Source organism: Oceanicaulis sp. UBA6590 (genome assembly GCF_002433705.1).
Lineage (GTDB): Bacteria > Pseudomonadota > Alphaproteobacteria > Caulobacterales > Maricaulaceae > Oceanicaulis.
Window position 1 is genome coordinate 1 of record NZ_DJIQ01000016.1, and the last position, 17779, is coordinate 17779.

The window sequence follows — 17779 nt, forward strand, 5'->3', positions numbered from 1 at the left end:
GCCTGAACGCGCCGGCCGCCCGTCTTGGAAGGAACGAGGAGCAGTATGGCTCGACTTTCAGAGGGGGCGGATAAGTTCGCGCCTAGCCGCAGGGCGGCTGATCGAGACCGGCGGGCGATTTGGTGAAGATCTCGACGCCGTCTTTCGTCACGCCCACCGAATGCTCGAACTGGGCCGACAGGGATTTGTCGCGGGTCACCGCGGTCCAGCCGTCATTGAGAATCTTCACGCCGGGCTTGCCGATATTGAGCATGGGTTCGATCGTGAAGAACATGCCTTCCTCGATCACCGGCCCGGTGCCGTACTCGCCAAAGTGCAGCACGTTGGGCGCGTCGTGGAACAGGCGCCCCAGACCATGGCCGCAGAAATCACGCACCACCGAATAGCGCTGGGATTCGGCATATTCCTGGATGGCGGCGCCGATATCGCCGAACGTATTGCCCGGCTTGACCATCTCGATGCCGCGCATCATGGCTTCATAGGTCACTTCGACAAGGCGGGACGCCTTGCGCTTGACCTCGCCCACGCCGAACATGCGCGAGGTGTCGCCATGCCAGCCGTCCAGCACGCAGGTCACGTCGATGTTGACAATGTCGCCTTCGCGCAGGGGCTTCTTGTTGGGGATGCCGTGACAGACGACGTGATTGATCGAGGTGCAGCTCGATTTCGTGTAGCCGCGATAGAAGATCGTGGCCGGAGCCGCGCCGTGGTCGAGATAGAATTCACGAACCAGGTCGTCGAGTTCCTGGGTGGTGACGCCGGGCTTTACATGATCGACCAGCATGTCGAGCGCACGCGCGGACAATTGCCCGGCCTTGCGCATGCCGTCGAAATCTTCCGGCTTGTGGCGCTTGATATGCCCATCGCGCGTCGGCGCGTCGTCGATCTCTAGCCCGGTGTCAGTCACGTCTCATCCGTTCGTTGCCTGACCCCTATATAAACGCGCCCGGGCCGTGATGGAATGTTCCACGGGCCCGGGCGCGCATTCGTTCGCAGTACCGAGGGTCTACTGGGCGAAGAAGCTGTCTTCGTTCCAGTGCGGGGTCTCGTCGGAATTGGCGATCGCCTCGATGATGGCGAGGTTGATGTTGGCGAACTTGGCGCCCTGGTCAAACATCACGCCGGCATCGGCTTCATCGCCCGGGCTGTGATAGTCGCCGCCCAGGAAGTTCAGGAAGCCCTGGCCTTCATCATCCTCCGGATTGGGGCTGGAAAAGCCCGTCATCAGGAAGAGCGAAGGCACGCCCTGGCGCACGAAGTTGTAGTGGTCCGAACGCACGAACAGGGCCTGTTGCGGGAGCGGATCGGGCGACAGGGTCGCGCCGGCGCTGGCCACGGCGGCTTCCGCGATCGGGCCCAGGCTGGAATGCTCGGCGCCGAAGGCGATCAGGTCGTTGAACTCGTAGCGGATGACCGGCATGTCGAGATTGACGTTGGCGACCATGCCGTTCATGGCCGGGGTGATGTTGGCGGCGATATGCGCCGAACCCAGCAGGCCTTTTTCTTCTGCGGTCAGGCCGACGAAGATCACCGGGCGACGCTGGCGCTCCATCTCGGCCATGGCGCGGGCGGTCTCGATCATGATCGCCGAGCCCGACGCATTGTCGAGCGCGCCGTTGCAGATCCGGTCCACATCCTCTTCCAGGCGGCAGATGCCGATATGGTCGAGGTGCGCGGTCACGATCACCGGCTGGTCGGCCAGGGCCGGATCAGAGCCCGGCAGAACGCCGACCACGTTGTCGGAATAGACCATTTCGCGCTCGGTCTTGGCGGACAGGGCGAGGGTCTGGTTGAAGTCGAAGCCCTCGGGCGTCTCGCCATTGATGGCGGCCTCGACCATGGCGGCATAGTCCTGACCGGCCGCTTCGAACATGCGCGTTGCAACCGCGTCGGAAATGGCGGCGCGCACCTGCAGCTCCGAGGCGGCGGAGGCGGCTTCGGTGGTCATGCTCTCGCCGGCGGCGTAGGGCGCCATGCGCTCGAAGGTGAAGCGCGACAGACCCTCAGGCATCACGGCGATCATGCCGATCGCGCCATTGTCGGCGGCGTACTGCGCCTTGGTGCGGCTGGAATTGAGGTGCGCGGAAATGTCAGACGGCAGCTCGCCCGGCGTGCCCATCAGCACCACCACGATCTTGCCCTCCACATCGAGGCCCTCGTAATCATCAAGCCCCAGTTGCGGCGCGTCGAGGCCATAGCCGACGAAGACGGCGTCCGCCTCGATGCTGGCTTCATCGAGCGCAGCATGTGCGGACACGACGAAGTCCTGGCCCGGGGTCAGGGATTCGCCGTTGAGAACGAAGCTCGCCTCGTCCTGGTTCGCGGACATCACCTGAAGCGGAACCGGCGCGCGATAGCCGTCCATGCCGCCCGGCTCGAGGCCGATCAGGCGGAACTGGCTCTCCATGTAGGCGGCGGCGATGTCATAGCCGCGCTCACCGGCTTCCCGGCCCTCAAGCAGGTCGTCAGCCAGGAAGCGGATATGGGCTTCGATGGAGGACGCCGCCACAACCGGCGCAGCGGTCTGGGTCTGGGCCTGTTCGGGCGCCGGGACGGTGGCGCAGGCGGTCAGCACAAGGGCGCTGGCCGCAGCAGCAAGAATGGAACGCATGAAAGTCTCCCCTTAATCACGCGCGGACTATAGGCCTGTCCAGGCGGCGGGAAAACTTTCCGGTCTGTAATGCGCAGATGGGCCGGTTTTCAGCCGCGTTTCAGGCGGGCGTCCAGCGCGTCCGCCGCCTGGCTGAGATCCTCGGCGGGCTTGCCGTAATGGCGGGCGAAACTGTCCACCATTCGCGCCGGCCTGCCTGTGCTGAGCTGGAAGCAGACCAGTTTCGTGACGGCGCGGAAAACGGTCTCTCCGTCCGAGACGCGACGGAACTGGTACCAGCGCTCGGCGCGCAATCTGCCGTCTGACCGGGCGATCCACACGGCGCATGCAATGGCCTCGTCCTTGCGGCAATGCCCCAGATAGTCCGCCTCGGTGCGCAGGATCGCCATTCCGCGATCAAGATCGCGGCAATTTCGGCGGGTGTAGCCGTCCGCCTCCCAGTGCGCCCAGGCGGTCTGGTCCGCCCAGCGCAGATAGACCGAATTGTTGGCGTGATCGAAGTCGTCGATATCCTCCGTCTTCACCGTGACGGGCAGGATGAAGGGCCGGGGCAGGTCCCAGCCGGCGTCTTCAGGGTTCAGCACGTGGGTCTCGCTCACAGTCTCACCTCGATCTCGCGGATCACCTCTATCCCGTCCAGCGTCACTGCGCACGCCCAGGCGAGGACCTCGACGCCTGCAGCCGCAGCGTCACACAGAGCCTGGGCGTAATCGGGATCCAGGTCCTCCGCCGTGGACAGCGCCTCGCAATCAGGACGCTGCACGATGAAGAGCTGCACCGCGCGATGGCCCTGACGCACCATCTCGCTGAGCTCGCCCAGATGCTTGGCGCCGCGTGTCGTCACGCTGTCCGGAAACTCCGCCAGCCCCGGGGTGCGCATGAGATGACAGTTCTTCACCTCCACATAGCAGGCCGGCCGGTCTTCGCTCTCGAGCAACAGGTCGATGCGCGAATTGACGCCGTATCTCACCTCGCGCCTGAGGCTGCCATAGCCGGACAGGGAGGGAATGCGTCCTTCCCGGATGGCCTCTTCCGCCAGCGCATTCGGGCGGTGGGTGTTGATGCCCACCAGGGCGCCGTCGGCTTCTAGAACCTCCAGGGTGTATTTGAGCTTGCGTCTGGGGTCGTCGGCATGGCTGAGCCAGCAGCGACTGCCCGGCTCCTTCAATCCCATCATGGAGCCGGGATTGGGACAGTGCGCGGTGACGGTGTCTCCGGTGTCCAGCGTCACATCGGCCAGGAAGCGTTTATAGCGCTTGATCAGGACGCCGGGATGGAGCGGAGCGGGAAATCGCATCACAAGACCTTGGAGAGCGGGAAGGGGCGGACCATAGTCTGCCCGACCACGCACGCAAGAGAGGGGCGGCCATGAGTGAAACCGGGAACAAGACCGTCAGCGCGGGGATTGTCGTCATTGGCGATGAAATCCTGTCGGGCCGCACCCGTGACATCAATGTGCAGCAGATCGCCGAATTCCTGGCGCCGCTGGGTATCGGCCTCAAGGAAGTGCGAATCGTCTCCGATGACCAGGACGCCATCATCGAGGCGGTTCAGGCGCTGTCCGCGCGGTGCGATTATGTCTTCACCACGGGCGGCATCGGGCCCACCCATGACGACATCACCGCCGACGCGGTCGCCGCCGCCTTCGGACGCAGCATAGACGTGCGGGCCGATGCGCTCGCCATCCTGGAAGACTGGTACGCCCGCGCCAAGACCGAGGTCACGACCGCGCGATTGCGCATGGCGCGCATTCCCGAGGGCGCAATCCTGATCGATAATCCGGTCACCGGGGCGCCGGGCTTCCAGATCGAGAATGTCTTCGTCCTTGCCGGGGTCCCCAAGATCGCCCGCGGCATGCTGGAGGATGTCGCGCCGCGCCTGACCCGGGGCGCTGTCACCCAGTCTGTCACGGTGCGGCTCGAGGGCGCGCGGGAAGGTGATCTGGCCGAAGCGCTGGGCCAGCTGCAGATCGATTATCCGGCAGTGTCGCTGGGCTCCTATCCCTGGTTCCAGGAGACCGAGGACGGCTCCATCACCCGCGGCGTGGCGCTCGTCGCGCGGGGCGTGGATCCGGAGGCGCTGGCGGAGGTGGAGCAGGCGCTGCACCGGCTCGCGCAATAGGCGCGGGGAGCAACCGCGCCTTAACGCGCTGGAGGCCATGCTTGCCGTCCCGCGCGGGCCATCTTACGTTTTGGCCTGAACCTGCCTTACCGGCCCTGAGCTTCAGGGCTTCCAGCCTGATTTGAGGACCGCCGCTGATGTCTTACGGCTATACCGACCCGATCATCCGCAATGACGACGAAGACGGCGAAGACAATAACGCGCCGAAAACCCCCGATTATGTGGGCAAGGCGCTGTTTGAGAGCCGGACCATCCTGATCACCGGGGGCATTTCGGACAAGACGGCGCGTGAGGTCTGCGCCCAGCTGTTCGCGCTGGCGGCCAAGTCCGACGACCCGATCCTGATGGTCATATCCTCTCCGGGCGGTCATGTGGAATCGGGCGACATGATCCACGACACCATGAAGTTCATCAAACCGCGCGTGATCGTGCTCGGCTCGGGCTGGGTGGCGAGCGCCGGGGCGCTGATCTATGTGGGCGCCAATAAGGAAGACCGCTACGCGCTTCCCAACACCCGCTTCTTGCTCCACCAACCGTCCGGCGGCGCGGGCGGCATGGCGTCCGACATCGAGATACAGGTCCGGGAGATGCGCTCCATGCGTCAGCGTCTGAACCAGATTTTCGCCGACGCCACGGGCAAGTCGCTCGATCAGATCGAGAAGGACACCGACCGCGATTTCTGGCTTTCGGCCAAGGATGCGGTTGAATATGGCCTGTGCGGCAAGATCATCACCAGCCAGGACGAGATCAAGCGCTAACCGCCTTATCTTTCTGCCAAACGACAGCGGGCCGGACTTGGAAAAGTCCGGCCCGTTTCGTATTCAGAACGAACGGTGTTCGCGCAACACACGCGGCGGGCGTGGCGGAATTGGTAGACGCACCGGACTTAAAATCCGTTGGGCGGCAACGCCCGTGCCGGTTCGACTCCGGCCGCCCGCACCATCTGTTTCTTGTTCTCCCTCGCTCCGCTCGGTCGATCCTCGCTGACGCTGCGGGCGGGCGGTCGCCCTTGCGAGCCCGTTGGGCTCGGGTTTGCCCTTCTTCCTTGCGGTCACTCGGTTGATCGTAGCTTGGATGCGGGCTGCCTTTGGCCGAGCAAGCCTGCGGCTGGGTATTGGGGCGTGCGCAGTAGGGGCGCCTCGTCGCTCAAATCGCTCAGAAGTTATTAAATTATAATCGGGCAAGACGGCAGGATGAAGCATCCCGTCTACGCCAGTCAGCTGATCTGTGAAGCGCCAAGGGTTTGGTACCTCGCTCTGGGGGCAGGGGGTACGCTCGAGCAGTCTGCGGCTTTGATCCGGGATCTGGCAAGGCGGCTCGCTCGCCCGTTTCTGAGCGGTCTCATCATTGATTACAGGGCGGCGGTCCTGCGGCGTTTGATCAACGAGTATTCAGAGCTGGCCTTGAGCATGAGCATCCATGCGCCGCCCGGATTACGGGTCAGCTATCTCAGCAGCGGACGGAACAGCCGCCCAGCGGCGCTCATGGTGGATCTCTTGCGAGAACGCGCCGTGGATGCGCGCTCTTTCACCGACTGGAGCGATGTGCTGGGCTGGCTGGGATGCGACGGCTCAATTTCGGACCCCCTGCCTGATCACGATGAAGACTCCGTGGCCCTGATCTAGTCTCCCGGGACCACGGCAGGCATCGCCTCGGCGCGAGGTTGGCGCAGTGCGTCGCCTGTCAGCAGCAGGGCGCTCAGGATGATGCCCGCGAACACGCCCCAGGCGGCCGGGTTCTGATAGCCGCTGGCCCCATAGGCCAGGAAATGCGCACTGGCGCCAATCAGGAGCAGCGTTGCTCCTGTCAGTTTGAGACCGCAGGACAGTCCTGCCTTGGAGGGGGCGAATTGGCTGAGACCGGCGAGGGCGACCAGGCCGATCCAGAAGACCGGCGCCAGCAGCGAATCTGCAATCCCGAAGACCCGATCCAGCGTCAGGCACAGTCCGATCAGCGCCACCGGTCCCCAGACCAGGGCGATCCAGGCGCGTTCAAGCCGGGGCTGGGGGCCTTTCTTGCGGGCGCGCTTGTAGAGCCAGAGCTGAACGCCGCTGACGCACACCACGCACAGGGCGAGGCCCAGCACCACATAGACCAGCTTCACCGGCACGCCGCCCCAATTGCCGAAATGCAGGTTGTAGACGGACGCCATGGCCTGTTGACCGAACTCCCCGTTCTCTAGCCCGGTCTGGCCGATGAAGCGGCCATCGGGTGAGAACTGAAGGTATTCGCCGAAGATCAGGCGGTCGGGCGCGGCGGTCAGGATCTGCAGCGTCTGCTCGTCCTCGCCCGGATGGTGGATCTGGATGATCCACGGGATCAGCCCGTCTTCGGCGAAGTCTTTTGCCACCACCCGCAAGGCCTGCGCGGCGTCCGGCAGGGGGCCGGCGGGCGCCGTCTGTTCGGCGCCCGCGCCGAACACCGTGTCGAACATGTCCGTCACTGTCATTTCGGGCTCGGACTGGGCCAGCACCAAAGCGACAATCGTCGCCAGCCCCAGGGCGGCGCCGGTCAGCGGGATCATGACATGAAAGGGCGCGCCCCAGACCGACAGCCGGTTGTGGCGATCCGCCAGGCTGAGCTGGCCATTGCCGGGCTTGCGGCTGCGAAAGGCGTCCCTGAACACGCGCGGATGGGCCAGAAAACCCGAGACCACCAGCGCCAGCATCATCACGCCCATCAGGCCCACGACGATCAGGCCGAGCGTGGAGGGCAGGTGCAGATAGTAGTGCAGGTCGATCAGGAATTCGGAAAAGCCGTGATCGATCCGCTCGCCCAGCCGGGCCTGATCATCGATGAACCAGTAGCTGTCGTCATAGCCGCCCGCCAGACGCGGTGAGTCCGGGGTCGGCATGAAGATCATGATTTCGTCGGGGGTATCGTCCATGGCGCGCGCATGATCGAGCACGCTCTGCGCTGCGCTTTGCGCCAGCTCGGGCGACACGCTCTGCCTCTCAACGATATGCGGCTGTTCCCAGCGGGCGAACTCGGCGTGGAAAACCACGAGAACCCCGCTCAGCGAGACGATGTAGAGCAGGGCGCCCAGAATGACGCCGAGGCCGGCATGGGCCGACAGCATGCGCGCCACCAGCTTGGCGGACAGGTCAGGCCAGATCGAAGGGCGGGCAGGGGCGGCCATGGGACGTCTCACGAAATGGAAGGCGGAAGTAGAAGCGCCAGGATGGCGAACACGGCGGCAAGGGCTGCGAGGCTGGCGCTGCGCCAGCGCAAGGGGGCGTCGAGCGCGCTGATGACGGCGAGCCCGGCCCAGGCGAGAGGCGCGAACAGGAAGACCAACAACAGGCTGTCCGGCATGGTCCAGCCAATGCCCTGTGTCATCCGAAGCAGGGCGATGGATGCAATCAGCGTCACGGTCAGGGCGGCAGGACCGGCCAGCAGGCACACGATGAGGGTGCGCAAGCTCGCCAGCCAATGCGTGCGTGATGCGCTCGCCGGACTGACGGCGTTTGAGGCTGCCCCGACGGGCTGGGTCATGCCCGGGCTCAAAAGCGCAATGGCGCCGAGCATGGGCGCCATGAAAGCAGTGGTAACGCCCAGATCGGGGCCAAGCGCGACCACGAGGGGGGCTGTGGCAAGGATCATCAGGCTCCAGCCCGTCGCCATCAGACCCGTATGCCGGGTCTGACGCCTGAGCCAGGACTGACGGACCAGCGCCAGGCCCAGAAGGCCCAGCGCCAGTCCGACGATCAGTGCTGCTATCGAAGAGGTCGCCACGATCTCAGCACTCGATCCTAGAAGCGTTTCGCGACGCGCAGATTGACGGTGCGCTCCTCGCCGGGGAAGCAATCGCCCCGCGCCAGGCAGCTGCCGTAATACGCTTCGTCGAAGAGGTTGCGGACGTTCAGAGCGACGCTCCAGTCCTCAAGCTCATAGCCGATGAGGAGGTCGGCGAGGGTGTAGCTGTCAGACACGATGCGCACGATGTCGCCATTGACGACGCTGACCCCATTGCTCTCGCGTTCGCCGACATAGCGCACGCCGGCGCCGATGCGCAGGGCGTCAAGCGCGGCGGGGCGGAACTCGGCCCACAGCGAGGCCTGCTCGTCAGGGATCACCGAGAAGGGAATGCCGTTGGCGTCTTCGGTGTCGAGAAGCGTCAGCGCCGCATCCAGCTTCAGGTCGCCATAGCCGGTCTCGAACGTGGTCACGCCTTCGAACTCGAAACCGGTGACGCTGGCTTCGCCCTCCTGCTGGGACGGTGCGGTCGGGAGGGCGACCGGGTTCGGCAGGTTGGTCTGGGTGATGTCGAACCAGGCCAGCGTCAGATAGGTGCGGGTCCCGGCGGGCTGGTATTTCACGCCGATCTCGACCTGTTCGCCTTCCTGCGGGTTGAGCGCCTGATTGGTGAAGCTGTCGATGCCGATCACCGGCTCGAAGGATTCCGCATAGCTGACATAGGGCGAGAACCCGTTATCGAAGGCGTACAGAAGCCCGACCGAATAGGTGACCGCGTCATCATCCTGGCTCACGGCGCCGGTTTCATTGCTCACCTCATCAGCGCGCAGTCCGGCATTGAAGATCCAGTTCCCCCAGGAAATCTGGTCGTGCAGGTAGAAGCCCCAATAGTCGGTCTCGCTGGAGGTGTAGCTGCGCACGGCGTCGATCTCGGCCTGGGTCGGCAGACCGTCGCCATAGACCGGATTGAAGACATTGATCGTGCCTTGCAGGAGGTAGGAGGACTCGCTGTCCAGCTCGACATTCTGATAGTTCACGCCCCCCAGAACCTCGTGCTCGAACGCGCCGGTCACGAAATCTGCGCGCACGCGCGTGTCGAAGGCGAGCTGTTTGGAGCTGGCTTCGCTGTCATACCAGCGGCGGCCATACCGGCTGTCGCCATTGGGCAGGATGCGCGGAACGCCTGCGCCAGCGAAGGCGACCCAGGTCTGTCGATAGGTGGAACCGGAATCGCGCCAGCGCGCCGTGCCTTCCAGCGTGAAGATGTCATTGAGACGGTGACTGCCGATCACGGTGAGGGCGGTGGAGTCCGTCTCATAGGTGTTGAAGCCAGGCTCGCCCAGATAGGTGCTCGGCTCGATCGTCTCGCCATTGGGGCCGGGATAATAGGTGCCGGTCAGCGGGATGAACTGGCCGGCGGCGTCGCCGTCGCGGTCATCATAGTTGAACAGCAGGTTGATTTCGGTGTTCTCGCCCGGCGTCCAGGTGAGGGACGGCGCCAGCGCAATTGCGTCGTCATTGACGTAATCGACCTGGGTGTCGCTGTCGCGCACCACGCCGACAAAGCGGGCATGGAGCGTGTCCTCGATCAGCGTGGTGCTGAAATCGCCAGCGAGTTCGGCGCGGTCATGCGTGCCATAGCTCGCCACGATCTCCTGACCGAGATCCGGTCCTGCGACCTTGGAAGCAAGGTTCACAATGCCGCCCGGAGAGCCCTGGCCATAGAGCACAGAGGCCGGCCCTTTGAGCACTTCCACTTGGTCGATGGTGTAAAGGTCGGGACGGGTGTTGTTGTAATTGCCGAACAGCGCCTGAAGATTGTCGCGATATTCCGGCACGTCGAGCCCGCGCACGGTGAAGAAATCGCCGCGGGTGGCGAAGCCATAAGCCTGGCCTAGCACGCCCGAGGTGTAATTGAGCGTGTCGCTGAGGTTCAGGGCGCCGCGCGAGATGAAGTCATAGGACGTCTCGACCGACACAGAGCGTGCGGTCTCCAGGATCGGCGCGCTGGACTTGGTGGCGCCGAACGCGCCCAGAGCGCCCGTGACCACGATCACATCTTCGGTTTCACCGGACGTGTTCGTCTCGGTTTGCGCATGGGCGGAAGTCGCCAGCGTCATGAGCGCGCAGGCGCCCAGCAGGGAGGAGCGGAAAGTCATGAGAAAACCCCGTATCAAATCTGCGGCCTGCTTAATGCGTGTCATTCTCAATATCAATATAAAATGAGAATGAATTGCAGAATCGATATGGCTCGCGCAGTTGACCGTCTCTCCGCGAACAGGCCCGATAGGGGCATGACCCAGCATGCCCACGACCATTGCCTGTCTGCTGCGGCGGATCTGAGCCCGGAGCTTCATCATTCCATTGCGCGGCAGGGCCTGCTGGCGCCCTGGCGCGCTCCGAGTCTGGCCTTTCCTTTATCCCTGTGCCGCTCTGTGGCTGGTCAGCAATTGAGCGTGAAGGCCGCGGCCTCCATTTGGGCGCGGGTTGCTGCGTTGAGCGAGACGCAGGACAGCCTGCTTGAGACCTTCTGTGAGAATCAAGCCGACCGGATGCGCGCCTGCGGTTTGTCCGGCGCCAAGGTGAAGACCCTGCTCGCCATTGCCGAGGCGAACCGGCAGGGCGCGCTCGAGGCCGATGTTCTCAGGGCGATGCCGCCTCAGGCGCGGTCTGACCGGCTGGTCGAAATCTGGGGCGTGGGCCGCTGGACGGCGGACATGGCCAACATCTTCTATTTCGGCGAACCGGATATCTGGCCTGATGGGGATGTGACGGCGCGCAAGACCCTGGAAAAGCTGACGAGCAAGCGCCGCAAGACCGTCCGGACGGCGACGCGGTTTGCGCCCTATCGCTCCTATCTGGCGCGCTATATGTGGCGCCATGCCGACGCGCCGCCGGATCTGTGATTGCACGATCGGTGAACGAAAAGCCTCGGCGCGCGTTTCTTATGCGGTGCTGGTCCCTGATCAGCGCCATGTGAGCGGGGCTGATCCGGATCGCATCCGTGGCGGACCAATCGGTCGGCCTGCAGCGACCGCATTGGTTTCCGCCTGGATCGGGCGCCTGGTGCAAGCCGGGCGCCCGATGACTTTATCGGGCGTAGCCTGCGAACAGGTCCGCCAGGGCCAGGGCGAGCGGGTAATGATTGTCGCCGTCGGCGTTTCCGGTTGTGGCGACAACCACTTGCGGCTCCACATAGGCCATCACAAAGCTGCGGCCGCCCGGGCTGCCGCCGGAATGGGCGGCGTAATGCAGGTTCAGGCTCGGCTCAAAACCCGCTTCCATGCCGTAGACATAGCTCACGGCGTCACCACCCGTCGTCTGGATCGGCTGGAAGGCGGCGTCAATTTCTTCAGCGCTCAAGAGCTGGCCTTCCACCAGAGCGGACCCCATGGCCGCCAGATCCCGGCTGGAGGCGATCAGACCGCCGCCGCCGAATTTGCACTCTGCTGACAGGGGCATGGGTTCAAGACCTTCACCGGCGTCAAAATAGGGCGTGGCCTTGTCGGCAGTCAGGGAATCCTTGTGCGCCAGATAGGCGTCGCCCAGCGTTTGCTCCATGGCGGCGTCAAAGCTGTCCGCGCCCGTCAGTTCGACCAGCAGATGGCTCAACAGCACAAAGCCATAAGTGGTGTACTCATGGCGTGCGCCGGGCGCATGGATCAGCGGATCGTTGATGAAATGGCCCAGTGCGTCTGACGGCAGCTCGCAACGCAGATCATTGAACGCGATCCAGTCGGTATCACCGGTATAGCCGCGCACGCCTGCGGTATGGCTGAGGAGCTGGCGCAAGGTCACGTCCTGATAAGGGTCGGGCAGGGCGGGATCGATATTGCGAACGGACTGATCGAGATCGAGCCCCTGATGGGCTTCCAGCCGGGCGAAGGCGAGGCCGGTGAACATTTTCGCCGTTGAATAGACGTTATAGTCCGTATCGACGCCATCGTGATCGCTGCGCATCGTGCCGCCCTCGGCTTCAAAGACGATCTCGCCATTCACCATCACCGTGGCGTTGAGGGCGGGATAACCGGCGGCGAACTGATCAAAGATCGCCTGGGCGGTTTCGGTCTGGCTCTGGGCCATCGCCGGAAGGGTGATCAGCGCGGCGGAGCCGAGTGCGGCAATGAGGGTTTGCATTAAAGGCGTCCTTGTTGTCGTTTGCGTGGGGAGAGGCGGTGACCGCCAACACCCTCTGTCTGCAGGCGGTTTTGCGCCCGCGAAACTTGAAAAGGACGAAATGCTCAAATGCGGGGTGAACAGCTCAAGGCTTTGACAGCCCGCATCGGGCAAACCCTGCGTCCTTGGGAAGCCGCCTTGGCGACGTTGGTCTGCGCCCTGATCCTGATCGCTCCCTGGCCGGGTGAAGAGACGCTGATCTGGCGCGCGGGCGAGGTCAGCGTTCTGGCGCCGGGCGCCGATCCTTCGGTCTCTTCAGACTGGGCAAGCGCACAGATATGGCGCGTCGATCCGGCGCAAGGCGTCGTACGTGTGCGCTGGGCGGCGCCCGATGAAGCGTTTGAGACCGGCGCCCCCATGGCGCTCGAGTTGTCGGGACCGTTTTCCGCTCTGGCTTTTCTGAATGGCGAGAGGGTGGGGGCCAAGGGCCGTCCCCTCGGCCCGGACGGGCCAGAGCGGGCCGGGCCGATCGACAGCCTGATCGCGCTGCCGTCGAACCTGATCCGTCCCAGCGGTAATATCATCGAGCTTGAGGTCTCCAGCACGCGCGCGGGCTATGATCCGGCGGTGATCCTGCAAACCGTGGGCACCACGCCCTATCGCGCCGATGCACGGCGGTCTTTGCGCCTTTATGCGCCGACGCTGGGGCTGGCGGGCATTCTGGTCGTTCTGGCCGTGGGGCTGATCCGTCTGGGACAGGACCGCGCGGACAAAGCCCTGTATTGGCTGGCGGCGGGTCTGGGCGCTCTGGTCATCGCCGCGCTCGCGGAAATCTCGCGCGCCTATGTCAATTATCCCTATAGCTGGCATCAGCCCCGACAGGCCGTGATCTTGATGGGCATGGCGGGCTTTTCAGCGGGCTGTCTGGGCTTTCTGGTCAAGCGCTGGGTGCTGGGGCGGGTCTGGAGCCGCGCCGCCATCGGGATCACGACCGCCTGCGCCCTTTTGGGCGTGCTCCTGTTTGACGGCTATGACGGCAAGATCATCCTACTGACCATGTGCGCCTTGCTGGGCAGTCTGGTGTGGACTCTGCTCGCTGGCATTCGGCTCGACCGCAACGCCCTGGCTATGGCGGGGGTATGGATTGCGCTGCTGTTCCTGAACCTTGTGGCGCCCGGGCGGTTCATCGATCTGGGCGTTTACGCCATCACCGCTGTGGCGCTGGGGGTGTGGATGGTGCGGGCGCCGGACCTCTTATCGCCCGCCGCTGCACCACAGGCGACCGACGCCACGCCGCAACAGGCGGCGCTGACGGTGCAATCCACCGGGCGCCTGCACCGGGTCGCGCTTGAGGACGTGCTGTATCTGAAGGCCGCAGGCAATTACACCGAGGTGCATCGCTGCGGCGGCGACTGGCTGCTCGATCAGCGCGGTCTGGCGGCGGTGCTGGAGGAGGCCGGGCCGGGACTTCTGCGCGTGCATCGCTCCTATGCGGTGAACATGGCCAAGGCGGAGGCGTTGCTGACCCGTCCGGGCAGTCGCTATGCGCTCAGCCTTGTTGGTGGCGCCGAGGCGCCGGTGGGGCGTTCTCGCGTCGATGCGGTCCGGGATGCAATGAGTCGTTAATCATGGCTTGCGTGCTGCGCTGAACTGACGTGAACTGGCGTCAGATCAAGGACTTCGCAATGACTGACCCGCATTCACTTCGTGACGCCCATATGGCCGCTGTCCGATCCGGCGCCTTTGACCAGCCCACCACCGGGCTGTGCCCGGGCTTCGCCCAGGCCAATCTGGTGATTCTGCCGGCCTCCATGGCGTATGACTTCCTCTTGTTCACTCAGCTCAACCCGCGCCCTTGTCCGCTTCTGGGCATGAGCGAGCCGGGCGATCCGACCATCCCCAAGCTGGATGTGGATGTGCGCACCGATGCGCCGCGCTTTGAGGTGTTCCGCAATGGCGAGTTCAGCGAGGAGCGCACGGACCTGACCGAGCTGTGGCGCGAAGACCTGGTCGCTTTGCTGCTGGGCTGTTCCTTCACCTTCGAACATGCGCTTCTGGCCGAAGGCCTGCCGGTTCGCCATATCGATGCGGGCCGCAATGTGCCCATGTATCGCACCAATCTTGAGTGCACGCCGGTTGGGCCGTTTGCGGGCGGCATGGTCGTCTCCATGCGGGGATATCCGGCCGAGCTTGTGGAGCGGGTCAGCGAAATTACCGGACGGTTTCCGGGCAGCCACGGCGCGCCCGTCCATGCCGGCGATCCGGCGGAGATCGGCATCGCCGACCTGATGACGCCTGATTTTGGCGACGCGCCCGTACTGGAAGAAGGCGATGTGCCGGTGTTCTGGGCGTGCGGCGTCACCCCGCAGGCGGTGGTTCTGGACGCCAAGCCGGAGCTGGCGGTTTTCCACAAGCCCGGCCACATGATCATCACGGCGCAGCGCGACGCGGTGGTTTAAGCGCGCAAGGCCCGCTAGGGTCTGTCCAACACCGAATTTCGCGAGCCGTCATGACCTCCTTCCGCCTCTGCTTCCCCAGACGCCTTGATGGGCAGAACGGGTACGCCTTCGAATATGATGTTCCCGGCATTGGCGCGTTTACAGAGACGGTCGTGTTTCCCGAGGAGGCGGACTTTGACCGCCTGGATCGCAGCGTGCTTGCGGGTCTGGTGCGCATGTGCGCCATCCTGATCGGGACGAGCTATTACAAGGCCGCGCCGGCCAACCTGATCGAGCCCGATTTCGCGCTGACCGACGCAGAACGTCACCTGTTTGAGCTGGCGTACGGGCCGGGGCTGGGCGAGTTCTATGTACGCAACGAACTGCCGTATCCGCCTGAATTCACCATCAAGGCTGAACCTCGCATGGACGCGCTCCAGACGCCCGCACGCAAGACGGAGGATGTGCGCGCCGCGGTCGCCTTTGGCGGCGGCAAGGACAGCCATGTGGCCGCCAGCGTCATCAAGGCGGTGGGGGCCGAGGTCGAACAGGTCTCCCTGATCCTGTCTGACAGCGTGGGCGAACGCCTTGTGGCGATGAGCGAGGCGCCGGTGACGCTGATCCGGCGCCGGATTGACCCGCACCTGATCGAGCTGAGCCGGTCAGGTCGGGCGCTGAACGGCCATATTCCGATTACGGGCGTAAACTCTTGTCTGATGACGCTTTACGCCGCCGCCAAGGGGCTGGATTGGGTAGTGTTCGCCAATGAGCGTGCGGCCAGCGAGCCGACCATGGAGAGCAACGGCCATCCGGTGAACCACCAGTTCTCCAAATCCCTCGAGTTCGAGGACGCGCTGCGCAACGCCTTCGCGGCCAACGCCGTGCCGGTGACTTATTTCTCGATCCTGCGCCCGGTCAGCGAATTGTGGACTGCGCATTATCTGGCCACGGCAGGCGAGGATGCGCTCGAGATTTTCGCCAGCTGCAACCGCAATTTCGTGTTCGCCGGGCCCAACGCCCTGCCCAGGGACCGGCGCTGGTGTGGGGAATGCGCCAAGTGCGTCTACACCGCCGTGCTGCTGGCGCCCTTCCTGCCGGTGGAGCGTCATGCGCGGGTCTTCCAGAGCCAGCCCCTCCATGATCCCAGGAATCTCGACTTCCTGCGCGAGATCGCCGGTCTGACCGACGCCAAGCCCTGGGAGTGCGTCGGGGAGCGGCGCGAAGTCGCCGCCGCGATAACCCACCTTCTGAGTGATGCGGAGTGGGCGAAAGCCCCGCTGATACAGTCGATTGAGGGTGAATTGTTCACTCAGTGGGATCGCGCAGACCTGGAGCTGGCCTGGGCGCAGGCGCTCGACGCCCGCTCCGAGCATCGTATGCCGGGACCGGTCGCCGAGCTTATGGCGGCAAGCTGATCCGGTGCGTGAAGTTGCGCGTCTGAAAGCCCAAACCCTGAATTGAATCAGTGAGCGCGTTTTACCCGAGCTTCTTCGCAGCTTGCGTGAAGGCGTCGCCGCGGGCGCCGAAATAGGTAAAGGCCGCGCCCCGTGGGGCCGCCGGGCTCATCATCACGATGCCGCCTTCGGGCAGGGCTTCGTAAGCGCGCTTCACGGCCAGCTCAAAGTCAGGCTCGTAAGTGGTTATATCCGCATGCGGACCTGATTTCAGCGCATCAATGATGGCCGGACCGTTCTCGGGAATGGTCACAATGGCCTTGATCCGGGTCTCATCGCGCAGGCCTTCAGCGAGCGGTGCATAGTCCTGCTCGCGGTCTTCCCCGCCCAGGATCAGGCTGATGGGTCGGTCCGGAAACGCCGCCAAGGCGAGCAGGCAGGATTGCGGCGTGGTGCACAGCGTGTCGTCGATGAAATCGACGCCATAGAGCGTGTGAACGGTTTCGAGCCGGTGCGCCAGACCCTTGAAGCTTGAAAGGCTCTCGAAGGCTTCATAGGCGCTCAGCCCCAATCCTTCGATCACCGCCAAGGCCGCGCAGGCGTTCGCCGCGTTATGGGCGCCGGGCAAGGCGGGGATGCGGCCCCAAGCTTCAGCGCCATGATGGATCACGCCGTCGGGCGCATGAAAGCCTTCGCTCTGGTCATACCAGACGGTGTTGGGACGATGGACGAACAGCGCGTTGAGCCGGGAATCCCTGGCGCTCATCACGCCGCGCGCATTGGGATCGAGCATGGCGAGCCGCGCCTTGTCGCGGCGGTATTGCTCGACGCCGCGATGCCAGGGCGCGTGATCATTGAGGAGGTTGAGGAAGATGAACCAGTCTGGCGCATGGACGAGGTCGGCGATCTGATAGCTCGACAGCTCCAGCACCACGATCTCGGCGTCCTCGGACGTGTCGATCACCGGCTCGCCGATATTGCCCGCCAGAACCGCGTTCACATCGAGCGCCTTGAGCATGTGATGCAGAAGGCTCGAGGTGGTGGACTTGCCCTTGGTGCCCGTCACCCCGATCACGGTCTGATGGGCGGGTTTGGAGGCGAACCACAGATTGGTCTGGCTCGTGAGCTCCGCGCCCAGATCCATCGCTTCAGCCAGGCGCGCATCATAGAGCGACACGCCCGGCGATTTCACGATCAGGGACTGGCCCGCTTTCTCGATGACTTGCGCCAGATCGTCCTGCGCGACGTACTCAACCCCGTCCGGCAGGTCGGAAGGCTCTTTCGCGTCAATCACATAGAGCGCGGCTTCAGAGCGCGTGCGCACATGGTTGAGCGCGGCGCGGCCTTCCTTGCCGAAGCCCCAGATGAAGACGGCGTCGAACTCGGACAGCGGCGTCATGTCG

General features: G+C 64.2%; 15 protein-coding genes, 1 tRNA gene and 1 pseudogene. 8 read left to right on the forward strand and 9 right to left on the reverse strand.

Going from position 1 to position 17779, the window contains the following annotated elements:
• Nucleotides 1–82: 82 nt before the first annotated feature.
• The 4 genes from map to sfsA all read right to left on the reverse strand — a co-directional run bounded on the left by map (nt 83) and on the right by sfsA (nt 3908).
• Nucleotides 83–907 carry a type I methionyl aminopeptidase gene (gene map, locus B2Z70_RS02950; RefSeq protein ID WP_009801316.1) on the reverse strand — a complete coding sequence of 275 codons (825 nt, stop codon included), beginning with the start codon at nt 905–907 and terminating at the stop codon, nt 83–85.
• A 99-nt stretch (nt 908–1006) separates the two neighbouring features.
• Nucleotides 1007–2611 carry a M28 family metallopeptidase gene (locus B2Z70_RS02955; RefSeq protein WP_009801315.1) on the reverse strand — a complete coding sequence of 535 codons (1605 nt, stop codon included), beginning with the start codon at nt 2609–2611 and terminating at the stop codon, nt 1007–1009.
• 89 nt (nt 2612–2700) lie between these two features.
• Entirely contained in the window at nt 2701–3210 is a 510-nt protein-coding gene (locus B2Z70_RS02960) for an acyl-CoA thioesterase (RefSeq protein WP_292980816.1), read from the reverse strand.
• On the reverse strand, nt 3207–3908 hold the full coding sequence (sfsA, locus tag B2Z70_RS02965) for a DNA/RNA nuclease SfsA (RefSeq protein ID WP_292980819.1): 702 nt from the start codon (nt 3906–3908) through the stop codon (nt 3207–3209). Before sfsA ends, B2Z70_RS02960 begins: the two co-directional genes overlap by 4 nt.
• A gap of 71 nt (nt 3909–3979) precedes the next feature.
• Between sfsA and B2Z70_RS02970 the strand changes: the two genes are divergently transcribed.
• The 4 genes from B2Z70_RS02970 to B2Z70_RS02985 all read left to right on the forward strand — a co-directional run bounded on the left by B2Z70_RS02970 (nt 3980) and on the right by B2Z70_RS02985 (nt 6357).
• Nucleotides 3980–4732 carry a competence/damage-inducible protein A gene (locus tag B2Z70_RS02970; protein WP_292980822.1) on the forward strand — a complete coding sequence of 251 codons (753 nt, stop codon included), beginning with the start codon at nt 3980–3982 and terminating at the stop codon, nt 4730–4732.
• Nucleotides 4733–4869: 137 nt separating this feature from the next.
• Nucleotides 4870–5490 (forward strand): ATP-dependent Clp protease proteolytic subunit, encoded by a 621-nt coding sequence (locus tag B2Z70_RS02975; protein WP_009801311.1) that lies wholly within the window; start codon nt 4870–4872, stop codon nt 5488–5490.
• A gap of 95 nt (nt 5491–5585) precedes the next feature.
• Nucleotides 5586–5674, forward strand: a tRNA-Leu gene (locus B2Z70_RS02980).
• A 251-nt stretch (nt 5675–5925) separates the two neighbouring features.
• The gene (locus B2Z70_RS02985) at nt 5926–6357 is read left to right on the forward strand and encodes a hypothetical protein (protein WP_292980827.1); all 432 of its coding nucleotides are present in this window, start codon (nt 5926–5928) and stop codon (nt 6355–6357) included.
• Nucleotides 6358–6770: 413 nt separating this feature from the next.
• Here the strand turns inward: B2Z70_RS02985 and B2Z70_RS02990 are convergent.
• From B2Z70_RS02990 to B2Z70_RS03000, 3 genes and pseudogenes are all read right to left on the reverse strand, one after another.
• A pseudogene (locus tag B2Z70_RS02990) lies at nt 6771–7871 on the reverse strand (PepSY-associated TM helix domain-containing protein); the annotation flags it as partial.
• A gap of 8 nt (nt 7872–7879) precedes the next feature.
• Complete coding sequence (locus B2Z70_RS02995) at nt 7880–8467, reverse strand: hypothetical protein (RefSeq protein ID WP_292980833.1); 588 nt, start codon at nt 8465–8467, stop codon at nt 7880–7882.
• Nucleotides 8468–8484: 17 nt separating this feature from the next.
• Nucleotides 8485–10587, reverse strand: coding sequence for a TonB-dependent siderophore receptor (locus B2Z70_RS03000; RefSeq protein ID WP_009801305.1), 2103 nt, complete (start codon nt 10585–10587; stop codon nt 8485–8487).
• 135 nt (nt 10588–10722) lie between these two features.
• Here B2Z70_RS03000 and B2Z70_RS03005 point away from each other — a divergent pair, with 135 nt between their 5' ends.
• Entirely contained in the window at nt 10723–11334 is a 612-nt protein-coding gene (locus tag B2Z70_RS03005; RefSeq protein ID WP_292980836.1) for a DNA-3-methyladenine glycosylase family protein, read from the forward strand.
• 184 nt (nt 11335–11518) lie between these two features.
• Here the strand turns inward: B2Z70_RS03005 and B2Z70_RS03010 are convergent, their stop codons facing one another.
• Complete coding sequence (locus tag B2Z70_RS03010) at nt 11519–12565, reverse strand: serine hydrolase domain-containing protein (RefSeq protein ID WP_292980839.1); 1047 nt, start codon at nt 12563–12565, stop codon at nt 11519–11521.
• Between the two features lie 177 nt (nt 12566–12742).
• Here B2Z70_RS03010 and B2Z70_RS03015 point away from each other — a divergent pair, with 177 nt between their 5' ends.
• Genes B2Z70_RS03015 through B2Z70_RS03025 form a run of 3 tightly spaced genes read left to right on the forward strand, consistent with a single transcriptional unit; the run spans nt 12743 to nt 16397 of the window.
• Nucleotides 12743–14170 carry a LytTR family DNA-binding domain-containing protein gene (locus B2Z70_RS03015; RefSeq protein ID WP_292980841.1) on the forward strand — a complete coding sequence of 476 codons (1428 nt, stop codon included), beginning with the start codon at nt 12743–12745 and terminating at the stop codon, nt 14168–14170.
• 59 nt (nt 14171–14229) lie between these two features.
• Entirely contained in the window at nt 14230–15003 is a 774-nt protein-coding gene (locus B2Z70_RS03020; RefSeq protein WP_292980843.1) for a putative hydro-lyase, read from the forward strand.
• A gap of 50 nt (nt 15004–15053) precedes the next feature.
• Entirely contained in the window at nt 15054–16397 is a 1344-nt protein-coding gene (locus B2Z70_RS03025; protein ID WP_292980847.1) for a MurL-like N-terminal domain-containing, read from the forward strand.
• 61 nt (nt 16398–16458) lie between these two features.
• Here B2Z70_RS03025 and murD read toward each other — a convergent pair whose 3' ends face one another.
• Nucleotides 16459–17775: a UDP-N-acetylmuramoyl-L-alanine--D-glutamate ligase gene (gene murD, locus B2Z70_RS03030; RefSeq protein WP_292980850.1), complete on the reverse strand. Its 1317-nt coding sequence runs from the start codon at nt 17773–17775 to the stop codon at nt 16459–16461.
• Nucleotides 17776–17779: the final 4 nt, after the last annotated feature.

Bases quoted from the DNA above. Each gene is read 5' to 3' on its own strand.
- B2Z70_RS02955 (WP_009801315.1), bottom strand. From the start codon at position 2,611: ATGCGTTCCATTCTTGCTGCTGCGGCCAGCGCCCTTGTGCTGACCGCC.
- sfsA (WP_292980819.1), bottom strand. From the start codon at position 3,908: ATGCGATTTCCCGCTCCGCTCCATCCCGGCGTCCTGATCAAGCGCTAT.
- B2Z70_RS02970 (WP_292980822.1), top strand. From the start codon at position 3,980: ATGAGTGAAACCGGGAACAAGACCGTCAGCGCGGGGATTGTCGTCATT.
- B2Z70_RS02975 (WP_009801311.1), top strand. From the start codon at position 4,870: ATGTCTTACGGCTATACCGACCCGATCATCCGCAATGACGACGAAGAC.
- B2Z70_RS02985 (WP_292980827.1), top strand. From the start codon at position 5,926: ATGAAGCATCCCGTCTACGCCAGTCAGCTGATCTGTGAAGCGCCAAGG.
- B2Z70_RS03000 (WP_009801305.1), bottom strand. From the start codon at position 10,587: ATGACTTTCCGCTCCTCCCTGCTGGGCGCCTGCGCGCTCATGACGCTG.
- B2Z70_RS03005 (WP_292980836.1), top strand. From the start codon at position 10,723: ATGACCCAGCATGCCCACGACCATTGCCTGTCTGCTGCGGCGGATCTG.
- B2Z70_RS03010 (WP_292980839.1), bottom strand. From the start codon at position 12,565: ATGCAAACCCTCATTGCCGCACTCGGCTCCGCCGCGCTGATCACCCTT.
- B2Z70_RS03020 (WP_292980843.1), top strand. From the start codon at position 14,230: ATGACTGACCCGCATTCACTTCGTGACGCCCATATGGCCGCTGTCCGA.
- B2Z70_RS03025 (WP_292980847.1), top strand. From the start codon at position 15,054: ATGACCTCCTTCCGCCTCTGCTTCCCCAGACGCCTTGATGGGCAGAAC.
- murD (WP_292980850.1), bottom strand. From the start codon at position 17,775: ATGACGCCGCTGTCCGAGTTCGACGCCGTCTTCATCTGGGGCTTCGGC.